The organism is Natronomonas sp., assembly GCF_046710025.1.
In the GTDB taxonomy this organism is placed as follows: domain Archaea; phylum Halobacteriota; class Halobacteria; order Halobacteriales; family Haloarculaceae; genus Natronomonas.
In genome coordinates this window covers 1-19,162 of record NZ_JBKEGK010000024.1, presented here as the reverse complement: position 1 = coordinate 19,162, position 19,162 = coordinate 1, and the positions used below count along the sequence as shown (strand labels likewise).

19 protein-coding genes and 1 pseudogene are annotated in these 19,162 nt (G+C 58.5%); 13 read left to right on the top strand and 7 right to left on the bottom strand.

From position 1 onward, the window contains the following. Positions 1-155: 155 nt before the first annotated feature. A complete protein-coding gene (locus tag ACI944_RS03185; protein ID WP_411717628.1) occupies positions 156-560 on the top strand; it encodes an ArsR/SmtB family transcription factor in 405 nt (134 codons plus the stop codon). A 71-nt stretch (positions 561-631) separates the two neighbouring features. Next, positions 632-1,774, top strand: a complete 1,143-nt coding sequence (locus ACI944_RS03180) for a nitric oxide synthase oxygenase (RefSeq protein WP_411717627.1) — start codon at positions 632-634, stop codon at positions 1,772-1,774. A gap of 687 nt (positions 1,775-2,461) precedes the next feature. On the opposite strand, the pseudogene ACI944_RS03175 reads toward ACI944_RS03180, so the two are convergent. The 4 genes and pseudogenes from ACI944_RS03175 to ACI944_RS03160 all read right to left on the bottom strand — a co-directional run. Further along, positions 2,462-2,749 (bottom strand): annotated as a pseudogene (locus tag ACI944_RS03175) (PAAR domain-containing protein); the annotation flags it as partial. Position 2,750: 1 nt separating this feature from the next. After that, positions 2,751-3,188 (bottom strand): hypothetical protein, encoded by a 438-nt coding sequence (locus ACI944_RS03170; RefSeq protein ID WP_411717626.1) that lies wholly within the window; start codon positions 3,186-3,188, stop codon positions 2,751-2,753. Positions 3,189-3,278: 90 nt separating this feature from the next. Next, positions 3,279-3,971, bottom strand: coding sequence for a hypothetical protein (locus tag ACI944_RS03165; RefSeq protein ID WP_411717625.1), 693 nt, complete (start codon positions 3,969-3,971; stop codon positions 3,279-3,281). A gap of 320 nt (positions 3,972-4,291) precedes the next feature. Continuing rightward, complete coding sequence (locus tag ACI944_RS03160) at positions 4,292-5,650, bottom strand: FAD-dependent oxidoreductase (RefSeq protein WP_411717624.1); 1,359 nt, start codon at positions 5,648-5,650, stop codon at positions 4,292-4,294. 1,055 nt (positions 5,651-6,705) lie between these two features. Between ACI944_RS03160 and ACI944_RS03155 the strand changes: the two genes are divergently transcribed. Further along, positions 6,706-7,602 (top strand): NAD(P)-dependent oxidoreductase, encoded by an 897-nt coding sequence (locus ACI944_RS03155; protein ID WP_411717623.1) that lies wholly within the window; start codon positions 6,706-6,708, stop codon positions 7,600-7,602. Between the two features lie 410 nt (positions 7,603-8,012). Beyond that, a complete protein-coding gene (locus ACI944_RS03150) occupies positions 8,013-9,401 on the top strand; it encodes an FAD-binding oxidoreductase (protein WP_411717622.1) in 1,389 nt (462 codons plus the stop codon). Between the two features lie 36 nt (positions 9,402-9,437). Here the strand turns inward: ACI944_RS03150 and ACI944_RS03145 are convergent, their stop codons facing one another. Then, the gene (locus tag ACI944_RS03145) at positions 9,438-9,575 is read right to left on the bottom strand and encodes a hypothetical protein (RefSeq protein WP_411717621.1); all 138 of its coding nucleotides are present in this window, start codon (positions 9,573-9,575) and stop codon (positions 9,438-9,440) included. Positions 9,576-9,781: 206 nt separating this feature from the next. On the opposite strand from ACI944_RS03145, the gene ACI944_RS03140 reads away from it, so the two are divergent. From ACI944_RS03140 to ACI944_RS03115, 6 genes are all read left to right on the top strand, one after another. Beyond that, complete coding sequence (locus ACI944_RS03140) at positions 9,782-10,009, top strand: hypothetical protein (RefSeq protein ID WP_411717620.1); 228 nt, start codon at positions 9,782-9,784, stop codon at positions 10,007-10,009. Between the two features lie 178 nt (positions 10,010-10,187). Then, positions 10,188-11,504 carry a lactate racemase domain-containing protein gene (locus ACI944_RS03135; RefSeq protein ID WP_411717629.1) on the top strand — a complete coding sequence of 439 codons (1,317 nt, stop codon included), beginning with the start codon at positions 10,188-10,190 and terminating at the stop codon, positions 11,502-11,504. A gap of 244 nt (positions 11,505-11,748) precedes the next feature. After that, on the top strand, positions 11,749-12,186 hold the full coding sequence (locus ACI944_RS03130; RefSeq protein WP_411717619.1) for a hypothetical protein: 438 nt from the start codon (positions 11,749-11,751) through the stop codon (positions 12,184-12,186). A 150-nt stretch (positions 12,187-12,336) separates the two neighbouring features. Further along, positions 12,337-12,642 carry a hypothetical protein gene (locus ACI944_RS03125; protein ID WP_411717618.1) on the top strand — a complete coding sequence of 102 codons (306 nt, stop codon included), beginning with the start codon at positions 12,337-12,339 and terminating at the stop codon, positions 12,640-12,642. Between the two features lie 208 nt (positions 12,643-12,850). After that, on the top strand, positions 12,851-13,369 hold the full coding sequence (locus ACI944_RS03120; RefSeq protein ID WP_411717617.1) for a GNAT family N-acetyltransferase: 519 nt from the start codon (positions 12,851-12,853) through the stop codon (positions 13,367-13,369). A 206-nt stretch (positions 13,370-13,575) separates the two neighbouring features. Next, positions 13,576-14,517: an oxidoreductase gene (locus ACI944_RS03115; RefSeq protein ID WP_411717616.1), complete on the top strand. Its 942-nt coding sequence runs from the start codon at positions 13,576-13,578 to the stop codon at positions 14,515-14,517. A 282-nt stretch (positions 14,518-14,799) separates the two neighbouring features. On the opposite strand, the gene ACI944_RS03110 is transcribed toward ACI944_RS03115, so the two are convergent. Then, complete coding sequence (locus ACI944_RS03110; protein ID WP_411717615.1) at positions 14,800-15,813, bottom strand: two-component system sensor histidine kinase NtrB; 1,014 nt, start codon at positions 15,811-15,813, stop codon at positions 14,800-14,802. Positions 15,814-16,076: 263 nt separating this feature from the next. Here ACI944_RS03110 and ACI944_RS03105 point away from each other — a divergent pair, with 263 nt between their 5' ends. After that, a complete protein-coding gene (locus ACI944_RS03105) occupies positions 16,077-16,409 on the top strand; it encodes a 2Fe-2S iron-sulfur cluster-binding protein (protein ID WP_411717614.1) in 333 nt (110 codons plus the stop codon). A gap of 253 nt (positions 16,410-16,662) precedes the next feature. On the opposite strand, the gene dpsA is transcribed toward ACI944_RS03105, so the two are convergent. Beyond that, entirely contained in the window at positions 16,663-17,214 is a 552-nt protein-coding gene (dpsA, locus tag ACI944_RS03100) for a DNA starvation/stationary phase protection protein DpsA (protein ID WP_411717613.1), read from the bottom strand. Positions 17,215-17,431: 217 nt separating this feature from the next. Between dpsA and ACI944_RS03095 the strand changes: the two genes are divergently transcribed. Together ACI944_RS03095 and ACI944_RS03090 are read left to right on the top strand one after the other, a co-directional pair. Beyond that, positions 17,432-18,148 carry a helix-turn-helix domain-containing protein gene (locus ACI944_RS03095; RefSeq protein ID WP_411717612.1) on the top strand — a complete coding sequence of 239 codons (717 nt, stop codon included), beginning with the start codon at positions 17,432-17,434 and terminating at the stop codon, positions 18,146-18,148. 235 nt (positions 18,149-18,383) lie between these two features. After that, the coding region (locus ACI944_RS03090; RefSeq protein ID WP_411717611.1) for a PAS domain S-box protein at positions 18,384-19,162 on the top strand (779 nt) is incomplete at its 3' end.

Genomic DNA, 19,162 nt, shown 5'->3' with positions numbered 1-19,162 from the left:
CGCTTCGGTGAGGATGGGGGCTTCTCGCCCGATCTGCTACCCCCTCTGCGGTCCAGCGCACCCACTGGCTCTTGCACCGCTACGTGAGGTTAGCATATGCCAACTGGAGAATAATGTGCGCTCGTACCAATAGTCCGATACAGCAGTGATATCCGATGAGCGACACTAGCAGCTACTCAAAACGTATCGTCGAGGACGAATCGGTCGAAACGGTTTTAGAAACGCTTGCGGATGACGAGTGCCGGCGTATTCTTCAACATCTCCAGCGGACACCGATGTCGGCACCAGAGCTAGTCGATCACGGTGGGATCGCGCGATCGACGGTCTACCGGAAGCTGAATCTACTCGAACAGATCGGACTTGTCAGCACCCGCATTCGAGTGAACAAGACGGGAGCGCACACCACGGAATACGACACCCCCCTCGAAAGCGTGTGTGTCGAGCATAGCGCAGATGGCTTCGAACTCGTTGTTCAGTATCGCGAAGAAGATATTCAAGCCGGTGATCAAACTGTGCTGACCCGATCTGGTCCGAACGCTACTGACGGTCGAACGTTTTGATATCACTATTACCCCACCGCCTTCGGCAAATACGTTGGAGCCGTCAGGTGTAAATCCAATTCCGAAAAAGTATGACTATGCATGAACCTCTTCGCGAATACTCTCGAACAGAGCTCTACGCCGAAGCAGACGCTTTTATTCGAGACTGTTATACAGAACTCGGCCGGGAGTCCGAGGTGGAAAACAGGCTTGAGAAGATAGCGGACGATATTGAGCGACGCGGGTACTATGAGCACACGCCGTTCGAACTCAAACACGGCGCGAAGATGGCTTGGCGAAACAGCAACCGCTGTATCGGACGCTTGTTCTGGCAACAGCTAAACGTTGCCGACGCGCGCGACTGCGAGACAGCCCGTGAGGTACACGAGGCGTGCTGTCGGCATCTCGAACAGGCTCGTAACGGTGGCAACATAAAGCCGATGCTGACGGTATTTAAACCGATGATAAACGGTCAAGAGCAGGTCCGGCTCTGGAACTACGAGCTACTGCGCTATGCGGGCTATCGGACTGAGGATGGCATCGTGGGCGACCCAGATGAAGTCGAGCTAACCGAGTACTGTCAGTCCCGTGGGTGGGAAAGTGACAGGAGCCGCTTCGACATCCTGCCCCACGTCGTGCAGATCCGGGATGAAAAACCGGAGTTGTTCGAGGTGCCCGAGTCTGCCGTTGGCGAAGTGCGGCTTCGACACCCCGACTACGAGTGGTTCGAGGACCTCGGACTCCGGTGGTATGACCTCCCTGTAGTCTCGAATATGCGCATGGAAATCGGTGGCATTCATTACACGGCCGCTCCGTTCAGCGGGTGGTACGTCTCGACAGAGATCGGATCGCGAAATTTTGGCGATACAGACCGCTATGATATGCTACCAGTGATTGGCAAAAAACTGGGGCTAAATACGGACAGCGACCGGACCCTCTGGAAGGACGAGGCGTTGCTGGTGTTGAACCGTGCAGTGCTACATTCGTTCCAAGAGGACGGCGTGCAGATCGTTGATCACCACACCGTGACCGAACAGTTCGAACAGTTTGAGCACAACGAAGCGGGTGCCGGACGAGACGTGACCGGTGACCGTGCCTGGTTGCTGCCACCGATGAGTTCGGCAACGACACATGTATTTGAGAATGAGTATGATAACAGCATCGTGAAGCCGAATTTTTTCTATCAAGAAGCCCCCGCAGAACTGAGCAAGCGGCGGGAATCGCTTGGTCGTTGAGTGGCCCCCGACCACGAGGGTCGGGCTCTCGCCCTGTTCTGGTTATAAATCCAGTACATCATGTAATTTTCTACGGTACTCTCGTGGCGTTTATTCGTAAGGTCGCGTTCTTCTGGGTCGCGTCCGGGATGGCTCATCGCAGAGAGTTTCGATTTCGTCGCCAGACAAATCGGGACCCGACCAGAGGAGCACCGTGGACAACGGCACGTTCGCGTACGCCTGGCTGGCCGCCGCGACCGCCGGTGCTCTCGGCCAGCGTCAAACGACGCCGAAAACTCCCCACAGACTCTTGAGTCCGTTGAGAACCCGCCACTTGATTGCTTGGACCGGGCCGATACCACGAATCACGATATCGTCGCCGATGACGGCCCGGCGGAACTCTCTGGCCGGTGTTTCGGAGTCCGTTACCCGTTCGACCGTCTTTTCGTCGGTCTCCATGCGGACGGTTGCATCCTCGCGAGGCCCCCGATTAAACTCCTTAATCCGGGTGTCTTCGTCCGTTCGGAACGAAAACACGGCTTCGCCGTCGTCAGCCGCGACATAGAAATCGATCGTCTCGTCGCTCAGCTGTCCGCCGACAGTTCCAAGCTCTGTTCCGTCGATGTTCCGGTTGTACTCGCCGATGTACGACGCCAGTCGCTCGTACAGCGACGCCACCCACGGTGGGTCGACCGATGCCGACCCGCCGCCGATGAGTACCGTAGAATCACCCGAAATGATGGTGTTCGGTGGGCCGTTCTCGGCGAGTACGTCCCCCTGCCGGGCAGCAGGAGCTCCGTTTATAAGGACCGTCGAGCTTCCAACAGCCACGACGCCGCCGACGTGGGGTTGCGGTCCTGTCGCCAGCGGACAGGCGTGAAAGTCACTGGCTGCGCGCCAGGCCGGTTGACCGCCGATGAGAACGTCAGGGCTTGCTGGCCCAGTCAGAGGGGTCCCGTGGGCGGTCATGTCGCCGACTCGTGCTCCAGGCGGCATTTCAGTTCAGTTCGACGAGTGCGCCCTGCAGTGTCAGGACGCCGTTTGCATCCACAGTCGCGTTACCGTCGGCTGAGAGCTCGATCTGTGGCGCAGCAAGTGATATTGTTCCCCCGCTCTTCATCGATATATCGGTCTCACTCTCGATGGTCACCTCCCCCGTCGTCTCGTCACACTCAATGTTACAGCGCCCGGCCTGTCCGCCATCGGTTACGGCCCTGTGTTCGGGGCCGTCCGCACGTAGTGCTGCTGTCAGCGTCTCTTGGAGTGCACCCAATTCGCTGCCAACGTCAACGTTGCCTGGCACTCGCAGACCACCATCCGCGTCGAGGATGTATGCGGAACCGGATTCGGTGTGTTCAAGATGTATTTCGCCGGTAGTCGAGTCGACGTCGAATTCCCAGCCGATTCCGCCCAGTGATTCATCCTCTCTTGACATAACATAACGTTGGCAACGATTTATATAAAACCATGTGAGACGTTAGCTATGCTTTATCCCTTTGGCTGTTCTATCGTCGCTTTAGCCGCCTTAGCGACAGTTCTGGGCTGGCGCTTCGATCGGTTCGACATCGTTCCAAGAGTGATACTCAACGGTGGTCGTCCCGGTTTCTATTCGGCGGAGGTATCTCGTCTCCTCGTCGACATAGTACGTTACCTCCGGTTCGCTTTCTGCCGGCCCTCCCGACGCCGGTTCAAACACCAGCATCGCACTCCCGTCGATGGTCGCCGTTTCAGTCACGGTCAACTCAGGGGTGCCTGCGGCGTCGGAGGCGTTTCCGTCGTCGATCCTGGCGATGCTTTCGAAGCCCGCCGCTACGTCCGGATACTCGATACACTCTCCGTCTGTTACGACGTATCCGTCGCCGTCAACGACGTAGGACACCACTGCGTTCCCGCCCCCGGCGTCCGTGGCCTCAATGACGTGGTCCTTCTGGTGGAACCTGCCGAATAGGGTCTCCATCCCGTCGTCCCCTCGTGTGACGTCCATCGCGTACCGGTCATCGAACCTGATAGCACCAGGGAATTCGGTGCTATCGCCTGGTTCCAAATCCTCGACAATGCGGTCAGCTGCGTCGTCACCGATACCGACCTGTGAACAGCCAGCTAGTGCCGCCGCAGCAGGCGGTATCGCTATCTCCTTGAGGAACTGCCGGCGACAGGATCCGGCTCCAGTGTCGTGAGGAGTGGCTGTGTCCGCATCGGTGGAGTTGTTTTGGCGCATATTTACGAGTACCGGACCAACTCAGTTAATGACTCGCCGCGAGAGACCAATACGGTACTGCGGCATTCATGAGTCTCCAGCTAAAAAGAGAGCCGGCAGACACCAGCGGCTTGTCAACGCATCTTTGCAAGCAGATTGACGTCGACTGGGCTGTCACCGGCACATAAGCCGGTCGATTCGCCGAGAGCGTCGGCGGAGCACACCCGAATTCGTCGGGTCCGATATCCCGAGTCGCGACCCCACTCCAACGTGTGGTATAAACCTTGTCGGTAGTGGACAGCCCCTGACGCGACCAGACCGAGCGGCTCGCGTGCTGGCTGTCACTGAGTCGGCTGGTTTCTCGCCGTTCCGAGTCTTGGACGCAGCACCCGCCAGAGGATACGTGGACGGAGGAGACTGGTGGCCGGGCGCTCCAGTCGAAAGACCCGCAGAAAGGCCTCGGTCAACGTCCCGTCGTTGTGTGCTTTGGTGACGAGTCGGTCCGCGTAGTTATTGAGCAGGTCGGTCCCAAACGGTTTGGGACCGTCCGTTTGTTCGAACATGAAATCACCGGTGACCGACGTTTTCCACGCTTCGTCGACGACCGCGCTCACCTGTCTGAACAATCTCGGGCCAAGCCCCTCCGCTCCGTCGGACAGTTGATGATGAAGCGCGAGCGCATCCAGCGCAGCAACCGACATCCCCTGTCCATAGACGGGATTGAAACTGGCAACGGCATCACCGGTGACGGCCAACCCATCCGGAAACTCGCTGAGGGTGTGGTAGCGTCGGCGGATACTGGCCGGGAACGGGTAGCGTTGAATCCCGGATACCCACTCCTGTTCTCGCAAGTGAGTGGCGATATCGTTGAGCGGTAACGCGTCGGCCCAGTCGACAAACGACTCGGGGTCGACCGGTGCCCGTTCCCCGTGGAGCCCCTGCAAAAGTACCTCCCATCGGCCCCCTTCTATGGGGAGCATTGCTGCGCCTCGTGGCCGCCGAGGCTCAGGCGCGATCAGGACCCCTTGCTGTACGCCCGCCGGCCTGGTGATTCGGACGGTGCTGTACGTCACATCGACGGAAACTCGCTCAGTATCGGGCACCGGATAGCCGTGGCGTTCGAGCCACGTTGGTGTTCGACTCGTCCGGCCAGTTGCATCGACCGTGATTGCGGCATCGAGTGTCGTTGTCACACCGTCTTCGTCCCTGAATCGGACCCCAGTGATGCGGTTCTCGTCGGCATTGTGCTCGTAGGTAACAAAATTACATTCGTCCCGTATGGTGATGTCATCAAACTCGCGAATCCGCTCTCGGACGACGTGTTCGAACAGCGGACGGCTCGCATAGAGCGCGGGCAGGTCGGCATCCGTCTCGGCTGCGACCCCGCCTCGGTCATACCACACCACGTCATCAGACATGTCGAGTTTTAGCCCACCGTCGGCTTGGACGGCCTCCCCGAACCCCGGAAAGAGGTCGTTGAGCGTGACCCGGCCGGCTTCAAGCATTGAATGTGGCTGGCTGGTCTGTGGAGCCCCGCCACGGACCTCAGGCCCGGTCGGGAGCCGCTCCCGTTCAATGACGACCACTTCGTCAAAAAAATCACGGAGGACCCGTGCCCCACAGAGGCCGGCCATGCTCCCGCCGAGAACGATGGCCCGGTGGCCGACATACTCCGCTCGTGACGCATCATATGGGTCCATATATGCCAGTGTCATTGGTTAGATTCCCTCATAGTACTGCTAGAACGCAAGCGTCGTAATACTCATGGAAAATCACGGCTGAGTCCTGGCGTCGGTCAATTATCGAACTACCGATAGAAGCCATCAGCGCTGCCGGCGTCCCGGTTCCCGCTTAAACAGGTACAGAAGGGAAAGAACCAGAAGAACAACCAAACCCACCTCAGCATAGCGCACAATCAAGTCTATAAACCGGTATGCAGGTTGGAGTGTTCCAAGGAGTAGGATCATGTGTAACACATGATGCGGGGTGGAATATCAGTTCTTCCCAAACCTCCCGGTCACGCGTCGACGTTGCAATGCCTGCGGTATGCACGCAAACCGGATCAGGTGTGGGCTGGGACTCTGTCGTGAACTGCCTCGGGGTCACGTGGGTCGAGACGCGCCGCGTCTCGTCATCACGGTAGACTCACGCTTCCGTACGACCCCGAGGCACTAGGCCTGCCTCATCTGTAGAACCCGATACTGTTCCAGGTTCCGCTGGCGAGCATCTGATCTACAGAACTCGTCATCAACAAACTGAGTGCGTTCTGGTGGAAATAAAATATGTTTCATATTTCCGTCAGGCACAGACCAAGGTGAGGTAAAGACGTTCATCATACGAGCTATAAGACGTGAGGCGGACATGTCGGGGCGCAGATATTTCGCTGGAACGCCGACGACTTGAGGCCAGCTCTGATAGTATGCCACCAACGCACGTGACACCGCATAGTATGACTGGCAAGTGGCCCCGTATCTGACACTCTCGTTACTTTTGCCGTCTCAATCGCTCGACTCGATTAATCGAAGTAGTACCCAGTGACGTGTCCTCGCTCAAATACTGTGCCCTCAAGGGCGTGGTCCGGACCGCTGGTGTCGCTGCGCTGAGCAGCACAGCAACGTCCGCCACGCCCACAGCTACCCCGGCCAAATTGCTTGTTTAGCGTCGTCTAAGCATGTAACTCCTGTTCAACTTGATACCGCCTCGGATACCGGGGAGAGAGGCAAGAAATATTATATCGGTGATATATTATAAACATATGAGTTCGAAGCCGATTGGTTTCATCGGACTCGGTATCATGGGCGCACCGATGGCAAAGAACCTGCTCGAGGCTGGATTCAAGCTAATCGGCTACAACAGGTCGCCGGAACCGCTTGAGACGTTCATCGGCCACGGCGGCAAGCGAGCCGAGTCGCCGCAGGCGGTGGCCGAACGGGCGGACGTCGTCATCACCTGTCTCTCTGACACTGACGCGGTCCGGGAGGTGGTACAGGGAAGCGACGGCGTCCTCAACGGCATCGGTGAGGACACGACCTATATCGACATGTCGACAATCTCCCCAACTGCGACGGAGGACCTCGCTGAGGCGGTCACAGACGCCGGGGGGAACATGCTTGACGCCCCCATCAGCGGTGGCGAACAAGGCGCGATTGAGGGGTCACTCTCCATTATGATCGGCGGGGACCCTGAGGAACTGGACGCTCAGCGGGATGTTCTCAACGTACTCGGTGACAGGATCACGCACTGTGGTCCCAGCGGCGCAGGGCAGACGACGAAGGCGTGCAACCAGATTCTCGTCGCCGCACAGGCGACCGCCGTCAGCGAAGCCCTGGTGTTCGCGCAGCGAGCAGGGGCCGACCTAGAGGCGGTCATCGAGGCGATTAGCGGGGGCGCCGCCAGTTGCTGGACTCTCGAAAACCGTGCGTCCCGGATGATCGAGGGAAACTTCGACCCCGGTTTCTTCGCCTCCTACCAGTACAAGGACCTGCGTATTGCGTCGGACGCAGGTGAGGCGTTCGGGGCTCCGATGCCACAGACGTCGGTCACGCACGAACTGTACAAGGCCATGGAGAACACCGGCCGTGGGTCCGACGACTCCTCTGGCGTTATCCAAGTGCTTGAGGATCTGGCCGGCGAACAAGCCCGGAAGGACTGACCACCCGAGCGTCGCCAGCAGGGTGCGCCGGGTCCGAACCGGGGGCTGTTAGCGTTGGGGACATACATCACAGTCGTGGACCACTACAGCTACTCCCGGCTGGTGAGGAGTACGTACCCCGGTTCTGTGTAGTACGGCGGTATCTGTGCGACATCCGCGATTGAGTAGCTGCTCTTGTCGTGGTACTCGACGGTGTATTCCTCACTCAGCGTCGGGCGAAGCAGTTCCTCGTAGAGACTGCGCTTTCTGTGGCGACAGCCGTATCTGCGAGGCGCGTTCGCTAGATGTAGTCTGGCGAGCTATTAGACGCTACAAGTTTGACCGCATCATCGAGACGGAACGCCCCACCCTCAAGAGGTGAACGGCAAAAGCCGTAAACGGGTCGGGAGACGTAGGTCATCAGTACTACCATGTCGATGCATACGTCCTTTCTTGATGAATTGCTTGAATCCGAACAAGTATCGTACGGAGAGGCCGACCGAAAAGAGCGATCAACGGATTGGGGGACTGACAACGACAACGGCGTCCTGCCCGATGTCGTCGTCTGGCCGGAATCGACGGAGGATGTTGCGGCAGTCATCACCGCTGCAAACGAACATAATATTCCCGTAACGCCATACGCCGCCGGGACGAGTCTCGAGGGTAACGCCGTCCCCGTCGAGCACGGCATCACACTCGACGTTTCCCGGATGGATGCGGTTCTTGAGGTCCGACCTGACGATCTTCAGGTGGACGTCCAGCCTGGCATTCTCGGTGACGATCTCAACGATACCGTCGCGAAACACGGTCTCGTGTTACCGTCGCTGCCGTCATCCGCTGCGATCTCGACCATCGGCGGGATGATTGCCAACGACGCCAGCGGTATGAAGACCGTCAAATATGGCGAGGTCGCCGACTGGGTACTCGAACTCGAGGTCGTGTTCCCAACGGGAGAGGTCGCCACAGTTGGGAGTAAGGCAACGAAAACCTCCGCTGGGTACAATCTCAAGGAGCTCATCATCGGAAGTGAGGGGACCCTCGGGGTCGTCACTCGGGCGACCGTTCGACTCGGCGGTCGCCCTCAACAGATCCGCGGGGGTCGTGCAATCTTCGACGGTATCGACGCCGCTGCGAACGCGGTCACCGACGCCGTCCAGTCCGGCGTTGATGTCGCAAAGATTGAGCTCATCGACGCGTTTAGCGCCGAGGTGTCGAACGAATTCCTCGACACAGACCTCCCGAACGCTCCGATGGTGTTCGTGGAGTTTCACGCCAACCACGGCATCGAGCGCGAAGTGGAGTTCTGTCGAGCAGTATTCGAAGACCACGACGTTCGGACGTTCGAGGTGAGCGATGCCGACCGCGAGATGCGCGAACTCTGGGAGGCCCGCCGCGAACTCGCAGACGCGTTCGAACCGTACGACCCGAATCTTTCGCCGCTTACCCCCGGTGACATCACCGTCCCCATCAGTGACTATCCGGAAATCATCGAATACGCCAAGCAGCTTAGCGAGGACCACGACGTGCCGGTCGCTATGTTCGGCCACGCCGGCGACGGTAACGTGCACTATTTCGTGATGGTCGATCCCGACGACCCCGACTCCGTTGCGACCGGCGAAGCCATCTCAAAACGCCTCGTCGAACGTACTATCGAATTGGGTGGCACATCGACGGGCGAACACGGCGTCGGCATCGGTAAGTGCGAGCACCTCGCTGACGAACACGAACCAGCCGCGATCGAGGCGATGCGCTCGGTAAAGCGTGCGTTCGACCCGAACGGGATCCTCAATCCCGGGAAGATTTTTCCCGAGAATGGGTAGAGCGCCTTCGGGACAATTGGGCCAACAGCAGGTAGCTCACCGAATCGTACATTGCTCGATCAATGTCGCGCCGGTTTTGCCGTCGATGTCGACCGTCCAGCCGAGCCCAGCCTCCGCGTACGTGCCGGTGACCGAGAGGTCAGGCGTCTCGTTGCTGAAGACGTTGATCGTCATATGATCGATTCCTTCGTCTGTCGTTCGCTCCGTGTCATGGAGGTGACCGTTGAACAAACAACGCAGGATGTCAGGTGAACACAGTATGTTCCTGTGATCGAAATTCAGGCACTTCCGAACAGCGTACAGAACAGTAGTTAACATACGAGTGTTAAGAAGCGAAAATAATAGAAAGACGTATATTACTTGATCAAAATAGTGTGTATATGAGCATAAAACGAAGCGAACAGATGGGAGATCAGATCATCGCGTGTCCGACCTGCAACAAACACATCAATTTCTCGCTCGTCGAATTGACGGTTGACATGGAGGTCAAGTTCGTCAAGGAGACCGAGATAGAACCCGATGAGGAGTACGATGTCAACGAGGCGCGGTGTCCAGCCGGTCACTCCTTTTATTACGCCGCCGGTGAGGTCGATCCGCTCAATATCTGACCCTCCAGCGGCTGTCTGTAGTCACGTGAAGTTCCTCTATGAGCGTCTTCTACTTGCATTGAAGAATTCCGATCAGAGCAGAGTCAATTGAGCAGTCTCCCGCGTCGGACTACTGAGGACGTTTGATAAGCCACACGCTTATCCCGCGTTCATCCCCACAATCAGTGTGAATAATCAGATAACGGTCTCGGAATCGACGATCCGTCAAGCCGTTGGTGAACTGTCGATCCCGCCGTTTGGCGTCATTGAGCAGGTGTGGGAGACGGATCCGATTCCACCGGAGGGCGTTGCCGAAGTAGCGGCATCCGAAGTCGAAACACTCGATCTGTCGTCCGTTCCAGCGGGGGGGACGATAGCGGTCGGGGCAGGGAGCCGCGGCATCGCAAATCTTCCGGAGATCGTCCGCGGCGTCGTCGAGGAATTAGCTGATCGCGGCTACGAACCGTTCGTCTTCCCGGCGATGGGGAGCCACGGCGGGGCGACGGCTGAGGGGCAGCGTGAGAAACTCGCGACGCTCGGCGTCACCGAAGAGAGTGTCGGCTGTACAATCCGGGCCACGATGGAGGTGGTGACGATCGGCGAAACACCGGAGCGCGGAGCTCCGGTCTACGTCGATGCCCACGCCGCCGATGCCGACGCGATCGTCCCGATCAATCGGATCAAGCCACACACCGATTTCAGCGGTGCTGTCGAGAGTGGCCTCTCGAAGATGCTAGTGATCGGGATGGGCAAGCAACGCGGCGCAAAGATGGCCCACGACTGGGCCGTTGACTGGAGCCTTCGCAACATGCTCCCCGAGATCACAGGACAGTTGCTCTCGGAACTTCCCGTCGCCGGTGGTATCGCTATCGTTGAGGATGAACACGACGAGACGGGTCGGATCGAGGGCGTGCCGCCGGATGGGTTCTTAGATCGGGAGGAGGAACTGCTTGACCTCGCCTGGGAACGCATGCCGAAACTCCCGTTTTCGGAACTCGATATTCTTGTCGTCGATCGGCTCGGCAAGGACGTCAGCGGGCAGGGGATGGACACCAACGTCACGGGCCGCCGGCACTACACTATCAACGAACCTGAACCGGAGACAGCTGACATCAAACGGATATACACCCGTGGATTCACCGAGAAAACAAAGGGCAACGCGATGGGGATGGGACAGGCAGACATCGTTCATCAAGACATTCTCCGCGGGCTCGACTGGTCGAAGTCCCTTATCAACGCCATCACGGCGAGTACGGTGCGTGGCGTTCGGCTTCCGCCGGTCGTTGAGAACGACCGCGCCGGGGTGCTTGCGACGCTCGGAACGATCGGTCCGGTGGCGGAATCGCAGAGCAGAGTCCTTCGGGTGACAGACACCATGCGTCTGAGCCGGTGTTACGCCTCGCCGCCGCTCGTTGAGGCTGCACGCGACCGGGACGGGCTCCGCGTCGTCACGGAGCCTGAAGAGGTATCATTCGACGATGACGGCGATTTCGTTGCACCGTCGCCGGGACGATAACGGCCCGTCTACGCCGTTGAACGGGCGATGTTCGGTGTACGCACGCGCCGATGCGCCTGGGCCCAACGTCTCGCATGTAAACACCACCCCTCACTATGGAGCAAACGCACGGATTCAAAACAGCGCGCGTTAGCTATTTTCGGCGGCCGGAGTGCGTAGCAGTGCTTCCCGAACGATTTCTGCAGAACTGATTTCTCAGAAATTAGACCACCAGTATATGTGCGTGGAGCGGATATGTCCCGGTATGAGTAACGAGCCAAACGCCGACGCCTTTTCAGGCGCTGAGCACAGTGAACCGGATCCGGTTGCCCTCTCGTTTGCTGGTGGAGCGCTCGGAACAATTGCGGGTCTAAAAAGCGGCGGAGTTCCGGGGTCCATCGCCGGCGGACTTGTCGGCGGGACAGTCGGATATCTCACGGGCGCTGCCTCCCGTGAGGCGGCTCACTCGGCTGGCACAGTGACGACCGACACCGACCCGGTCGAAGTCCACGTGGACGAGACGCCGACGGACACGTCCGCAGCAGAGCCTGACGCTGATGTAGATGCGTCACATGACTCAACGGACACCGATTCGACCTCCGATACAGCGGACTCGACCTCTAGCACCGACACAAACGAGTCAACTGACGCAGACGGGGGTGATTCAGGGGCTAACGAGGGGGACGAAGGAGACCACTCGTAGATCCCGTGGCGGCGATCGGAGTTTATGTTTCGATCTTGGACGGAACGCAGTAACCATCGGTTCGCGTTGACGCAATACACCGAACGGAGCGACCGAACTGAGAGAACGCCGATCTGAACCGTTTTCTTTGCGGGTCCCCAAAACCGGTCGATGCCGACGACATGTGCACTGTGTCGGCGGATAATCCCCGACGAGGCGAGTGCCGATCCGCAAGCGGTTCAGGAACACCATCTACGGCCCGAGGAGCGCGCGACCAGTCCCACGGTACTGCTGTGTCGGCCGTGTCACAAGCAGGTCCACGCAGTATTCACCAACGAGGAACTGCGAGCCGACTACGACACGATCGAATTGCTGCAGGGGGCAGCACGGCTCGAAGAGTATCTCTCATGGATCCGCGGAACCGAGAAACTCGATATCCAAGTCACGACGAGCAACCGCGTCCGTGACCGTCGCTGACCGAATGGGTCGGGGGCCGGATGTTAGACCCCCGTGCCATTGACCATCGCTAAGACGTCTCTTGAGGCCCACACATTCCGGTAGAGGTCTGTCGACAGCCAATTACGGCCGGCCACGGCGACTGACATCGTCGGGGCAGCCCGATAGGGCGATGTGTATTCAATCGTCGGTCACATAGTGTCTGTCGATGATGCGGCTCCGTCCCCTAATGGCGGCTGACAGACAGTCCGTCCGGGACCTTATTACGGCACATTTCAGCAATAACGGCTCGTACACGGTCACCGTCAACGACGAATCAAACGGAGTCTACGCACGGGTTGTCGAAGCCGACGGCTCTATCAGGGGCGTGATGGCTCTGACGAGATACGATACGAAAGCGGAACTCGGGGAAGCGATGCACCTCGTCGACACGGTGGCTCAGATACCGACCGCCAGCACATACGGCCTGATACATATGGGCTACGTTGCGAGCGACCACACGGGTGAGGGAATCGGCAGCCGCCTGCTGGACCGATTACACGCTATCGGGGCTCGCGAGGGTGTCGACGTGTTCGTCAGCGACGCCTGGTTTCACGGCGGGACGGACACGCCTGAGCACCTCCTGAGAAATCACGGATACGAGGTGGCATTCAAGCGGCCACTCTCCGGAGGCCACGCCGAGGACGACTGTCCGAAATGTACTGGCGAGTGCGTCTGCGAAGCAGCGCTGACCGTTCGGACATCGTGAGCGTAGAGTCTGCTTGCGCTGGGCGATAGAAAAACGATAACGCACGGTACTGGTCACGCGTTCCATCCCCGATCGACTGGCCGATGCGACATGCGAGTGCATACCGATCGACGGACGGGGTCCAACGCCTCCTGATGCGAACAGCAAGCGGCCATCACACGGGCCCAACGAGAGGTACTTCACCGTTTGAGCACGTGTATACCTATATGTCCACGTCTTGGAGCGCGGATCAGATGCCGGATTGCTCCGACCGGACCGTCCTCGTTACGGGAGCAAACAGCGGCCTCGGATTTGAGGCGACAAAATCCTTCGCGGCAAACGGTGCCACCGTGATCATGGCCTGTCGGAGTGCCGAACGGGGCCACGAGGCGGCAGCGGAGATCCGGGAGTCCGTCGGGACGACCGGAGCCACTCTGGCCGTTCGACAGTGTGATCTCGCGTCCCTCGGTTCGATCAAATCGTTCGCTGCCGATATCAAGACAGAGTACGATGCGATCGACATCCTCTGCAACAACGCGGGTGTGATGGCGATCCCACGGCAGGAAACCGAGGACGGCTTCGAGAAGCAACTCGGTGTGAACCACCTCGGTCACTTCGCGCTGACGGGCCTTCTCCTCGAGTTGGCGGTCGAGAGCGAGGGTGAAAGCCGGATCGTCACCCACTCCAGCGGAGCGCACGAGGCGGGCGAAGTCGATTTTGACGACCTACAGCGTGAGCAGTCCTACGGGAAATGGGAGGCCTACGGTCAGAGCAAGCTGGCAAACCTCCTGTTTGCCTACGAACTCCAGCGCCGATTAAACACAGCCGGCATTACCGACACGATTAGCGTCGCCTGCCACCCAGGGTATGCGGCGACGGATCTCCAGTACCGCGGCCCCAGACAGGAGGGATCGACGCTGCGAATGGGACTGATGAAAGTCGCCAACACGATCTTCGGACAATCTGCACAACAAGGAGCACTACCGCTGCTGTACGCATCCACGGCTCCTGACGCGCAGGGCGGCGACTACTATGGCCCCGGCGGGGCGTTGAATATGCGCGGCGCGCCTGAAAAGCAGTCTTCCAACGGAGCGTCCCACGACGAACGCGATGCGCAGCGACTGTGGGATATAAGCGAGGAATTGACGGGGGTCGTCTACGATTTTTAATACGTCCGGCGGTGCGGTGACTCCACAGCCGATGCCGATTCGCCGCGGAAAAGAGATGTAGAGGGGGTCATTCGCGCAGGGCTTCCGGTCGACGCGGGTTGGTATCGGTCGAAAAGTGATGCACTGCAAGACGCCGGAGAGCACGCTCTCATCGGAATCGAAGTAGGACGAGCAGTTGCTGTTCGATACAGTTGTCTGATCATCGCACGGGGTGTCAGCGGTGGTAGCCGTGCTATTGAACCGGTCCCGCCGACAGAACAGATCGACGGTGCAGAGCTGTCACTATTGGACACACTCGACACCCGCGATTTCAAAGCGTGCACCGCCGTCGTCGGCGTCAGTCACACGGACCTCCCAGTTGTGTCCGGTGGCTATCTGTTGAACGATGCTCAGGCCGAATCCGGTTCCGTTCTCCTCGGTTGTGTACCCTGCCTCGAAGATGCGCGCACGCTTGGCCGACGGAATGCCTGGCCCGTTATCAGCTACGTAAAATCCCTCCGGGGTCGTGCCGACAGTTACGCAAACGTCCGGACCGGCGTGTTCGATCGCGTTGCGGAAAAGATTCTCGAACAGTTGCTGGAGACGGGATTCGTCGGCTACCACTTGTGGATCCGACTCGGGCGTGTCCAAGGTCGCCTCCGAGGTATCAACGCTCCGCCATCCGCTTTCCGCTGTGGCTGTCATCGAAACCGGCGTCGCCTCGCCGACCTCGTCGTTGCTCCGTGCAAGTTCCAGGAGTTCGGTGATCAGGGTCCCCATTCGGTCGAGCGCGTTGTCGACGAGCGATAATTCGTCCCGGTCGATGTCCTCCTGCAGGATATCGAGGTATCCTTGGGCGACATTCAATGGGTTCCGCAGGTCGTGAGAGACGACGCTCGCGAAGTTCTCGAGCCGTTCGTTTTGGCGTTCGATCTCCCGCTCTCGGGCTTTTCGTTCGGAGATGTCTTTGATCGTTCCAACGTGGTACGGGGTGCCCTCAATCGACCGTTGCGTCGTGACCGTCGCGACAGGTGCCTCTCGATTATTGTGCGTATGAACGGTTTCTGCGGTCCGCGTTTCCTCGTCGGCGAACGATGCCCAGTACGCGTCGAACCTGTCTGCTTCGATTTCCGGAACGAGTTCCCACAGGGGTGTTCCGACCAGTTCCGACGGTTCGACACCGAACAGATCGGCGTAGGCGCGATTGACGTAGAGATACCGCCCATCTTGCCCGTAGATGCCGACGCCCACGCCGACCGATTCGACCATTTTGGCAAAAAATTCGGGCGCTAGATCGGTTGACGGATCAGCGGTCATGTCCCGCACCGTACGATGGGGGGTAATAAATAGTTTCACCGAATAGCGGGTCGGATTAAGTGCTTCGACGCGAGTCGGCGTTGCAGTCACGGTGGGGGGACGACTGAATCATCGTACGGAGGCGGCTGAGTACCCATGTACGTATATAAACCATCGTCAAACAAAGGCACATCCGGTCTGTCTCGGCGTCTTGGAGGCTCCGACTCCCCTTGTCCCAGTGTCAGCGGCGGAGCCGTTTTGTACCCAACGTGCTATCATAAAACATGCCGACAGTCACATTTCGGGATCGCGAGATCGAGTGTGAGACGGGAGCAATCCTGCGGGAGGTGCTTCTCAAGGCTGATATGTCACCACATAACGGTCGAGCAACGCTGCTCAACTGCAGCGGCCACGGAACGTGTGGAACCTGCGCGGTTGAAGTCACCGGCGACGTAAACGCCCGTGGACGTCGCGAATCGGTGCGGCTATCAGTTCCGCCCCACGACGCCGATAGCAACCTCCGTCTCGCGTGCCAAACCCGCGTCCACGGTGACGTGGCTGTTAATAAGTACCCAGGATTTTGGGGCCAACATACTGACCGAGATCCCGAGTCATAAATCTGTGGCAAGCGGGGTCAAAGTGGACGCGATTCAGCCCCATCGTGAACGACGGGACTCTCTCGCTGTATTAGGTAGGGTCATCAACCCCTCGAACAGTCGGCGTAGTCGCCGACCAGAATCTCCGGTCCGACGCGGTTGATATATCGAAAACAGAACGATATCAGTCGGATTGTCCGAGACTGCTTTTCAGCGCGTACACGTCGCCGCACGCAATCATCTCTCGAAACGTCACGGTTCGCTCGTGTGCCGCTCAGTCTCGGCGCTGGAGCGTGTCGTCCTCGAGGAAGTGGTCGATGTGGTGAGCGTCGTCCTCGACTTCGGAGAGGACCTCCTGCAGGAGATCGGCCGTTCCCAGATCACCACATTGCTGGGCAAGCAGTGCGTCCTCACGAAGCGTCGTTGCCAATGTCTCGTAGGCAGCGAGGTCAGCCTCGAGCGACGACCGGATGTCGTACACAGTCTCGCCTTCGAAGGCAACGAGGCTGCGCTCGATAGCCGCTTCCGGGCCTGCCACGGGAACGCCTCCCAGTGCGGTGATTCGCTCGGCGAGTTCGTCGGTGGCCTCCGCTACGTTCTCGTAGGCATCGCCCAGGAACTCGTGGATACCGAGGAACTCCGGACCTTCGACGTTCCAGTGATGCTTTTGAATCTGTCGGGCGAGGATCTGCAGGGTAGCGAGGGAGTCGTTGAGTGTCACGACGAGTTCCGCAGCCGCTTCGTCATCGATCCCGAGCGGGTTCGCTTCGTGTTCGTCGGCGGTCTGTAGTACGGTACGGTCGGCGGCAGTAGGTTCCGTCATCATCGCTGTATATGACAACAGGGGGGCCATCAACGTCCGACTTTGTTCGGATATATGCAGAACTTCGTGCTACTCGATTCAATTACAACGGTATCTCCGCGCATCTATATCGCTCAAACCCGATTGAAACGGATACAACGGTTGATTTAGGGCATACAGTAGATATGTATATAGATCAAACTATCGAAAGACTAACATTGGCATGTTCCAAGGTGCACGTATGCGAGAGTTTGTCTTCACCCTGTCATACGAACGCGGTGTGGACACGCTGGTGGACGCGTTCATCGATCACCCGGATGTCACGGCACTGTCGACGACGTGTGTGGCGACAGCCGAACACATGTGGCGCGTCGACAACCTGTTTGGCCCCGAGAACGCACTCGACCGGATGGAGGCACTCTTCGTCGATGAGAGTCGGTGCAACGAATGTCACGCCGTCAGTTGCGACACCGAACGCAGCCACGAGGTCCTGGACCGGGCACCGACCTGCAGAGTCCTGTACACCCACCGACGCGAGATCCATGGCTGTCACTCCATTCCGTACCTGGCTGTCCAACACGTCGGTTCGGGCGTGCTCTTCGAGACTGAGCGAACCGGAAGCACCTACGAGTGGACCGTGCTAATGCCGGACGACACAGGCGTTGGAGGGCTCTACGACGCGGTCAACGCGGAGCTCCGCGACGGTGTCACGCTCGATCTGGAGCATGTCACAGGCCATCAAGGGTGGCGAGCCGGGACACTCACAGCGACCACACTCTCACACGCCCAGCGGGAGGCGATCAAAGCAGCTGTTGCACACGGCTACTACGAGACGCCGCGGGAGTGTACGATCACGGAGCTCAGCGAGCGCCTGGACGTCGCGCGGTCGACGCTGCAGTACCGGCTCCAACGCGCCGAATCGCAGCTATTCGCTACGCTCGTTGACGACATGCCCTGAATAAAAAGCTCAGCTGCTGAGTAGTCTATAACGCGTAACTTAGTCGGAGTTCTTCCTGTCTCCTCATGATCCTGAACATTGTTACAGATGATCTCTCGCAACTCGTAGCAAATGCTGTGATACTAGGTCTCCACTGGTGGGTATCCCTCTTCATGACGTTATGATCCGTCGATAAAAACATCTATGATGAATTAGTGGAAAGTTTATCCATGGACACAGACCCCATAACGATGCTTTGGGGGATAACGGAGAGAGTACCAGCCGTTATAGATCCATCATCGAAGCTGTTCGAGACGGCGTTTTCGTCGTCAATCTGGACGGGACTATCACCTACGTCAACGACTCGCTTTGCTCGTTGACTGGACGTGAGCGGAACGAACTGGTTGGCAACACGTTCGACACGCTGGTCGAGTCAGGACTGGTTGAATCAGCCGAGTTTGAGCGATTCGTTACAACCATCAACTCCATTGCCGACGGAGAAATCCAGGATGAAATTCTGACCTTCGAAATTGACCAGAAAACCGAACAGATAGTAGACGTTCGCGTCTCGAAACATATCCGGGACGACGGCACTGACGATATTGTCGGCGTGGTCCGGGATGTGACAGACCGCGAGCGGAGGGCCCGAGCGGCAGAACAGAAACAGGAGGTGCTGGCCAAACTCTATCAAGTTGGTGCAGAGGACGCTCTCACGTTCGAACAAAAAGCCGAGCGTATCCTCTCTATCGGGTGTGAGTACCTGGATCTGCCGTTTGGGTTCTTGTCGAGAGTAGAGGAAGACACACAAGAGATTGTACACGCTGTTGGCGATCATACATTGCTCCAGCCAGACGAAACCGCACCGCTGGAACAGTCGTACTGCCGGAAAACCATCGAAAGCGACGATTTGGTCGGTATGCAGGACTCACGAGCGGAGTTGGGCGACGACGACCCGGCGTACGAACTGTTCGACTTAGGCTGTTATATCGGAACGAAGGTCATGGTCGGGGAGACCCTCTACGGGACGTTCTGCTT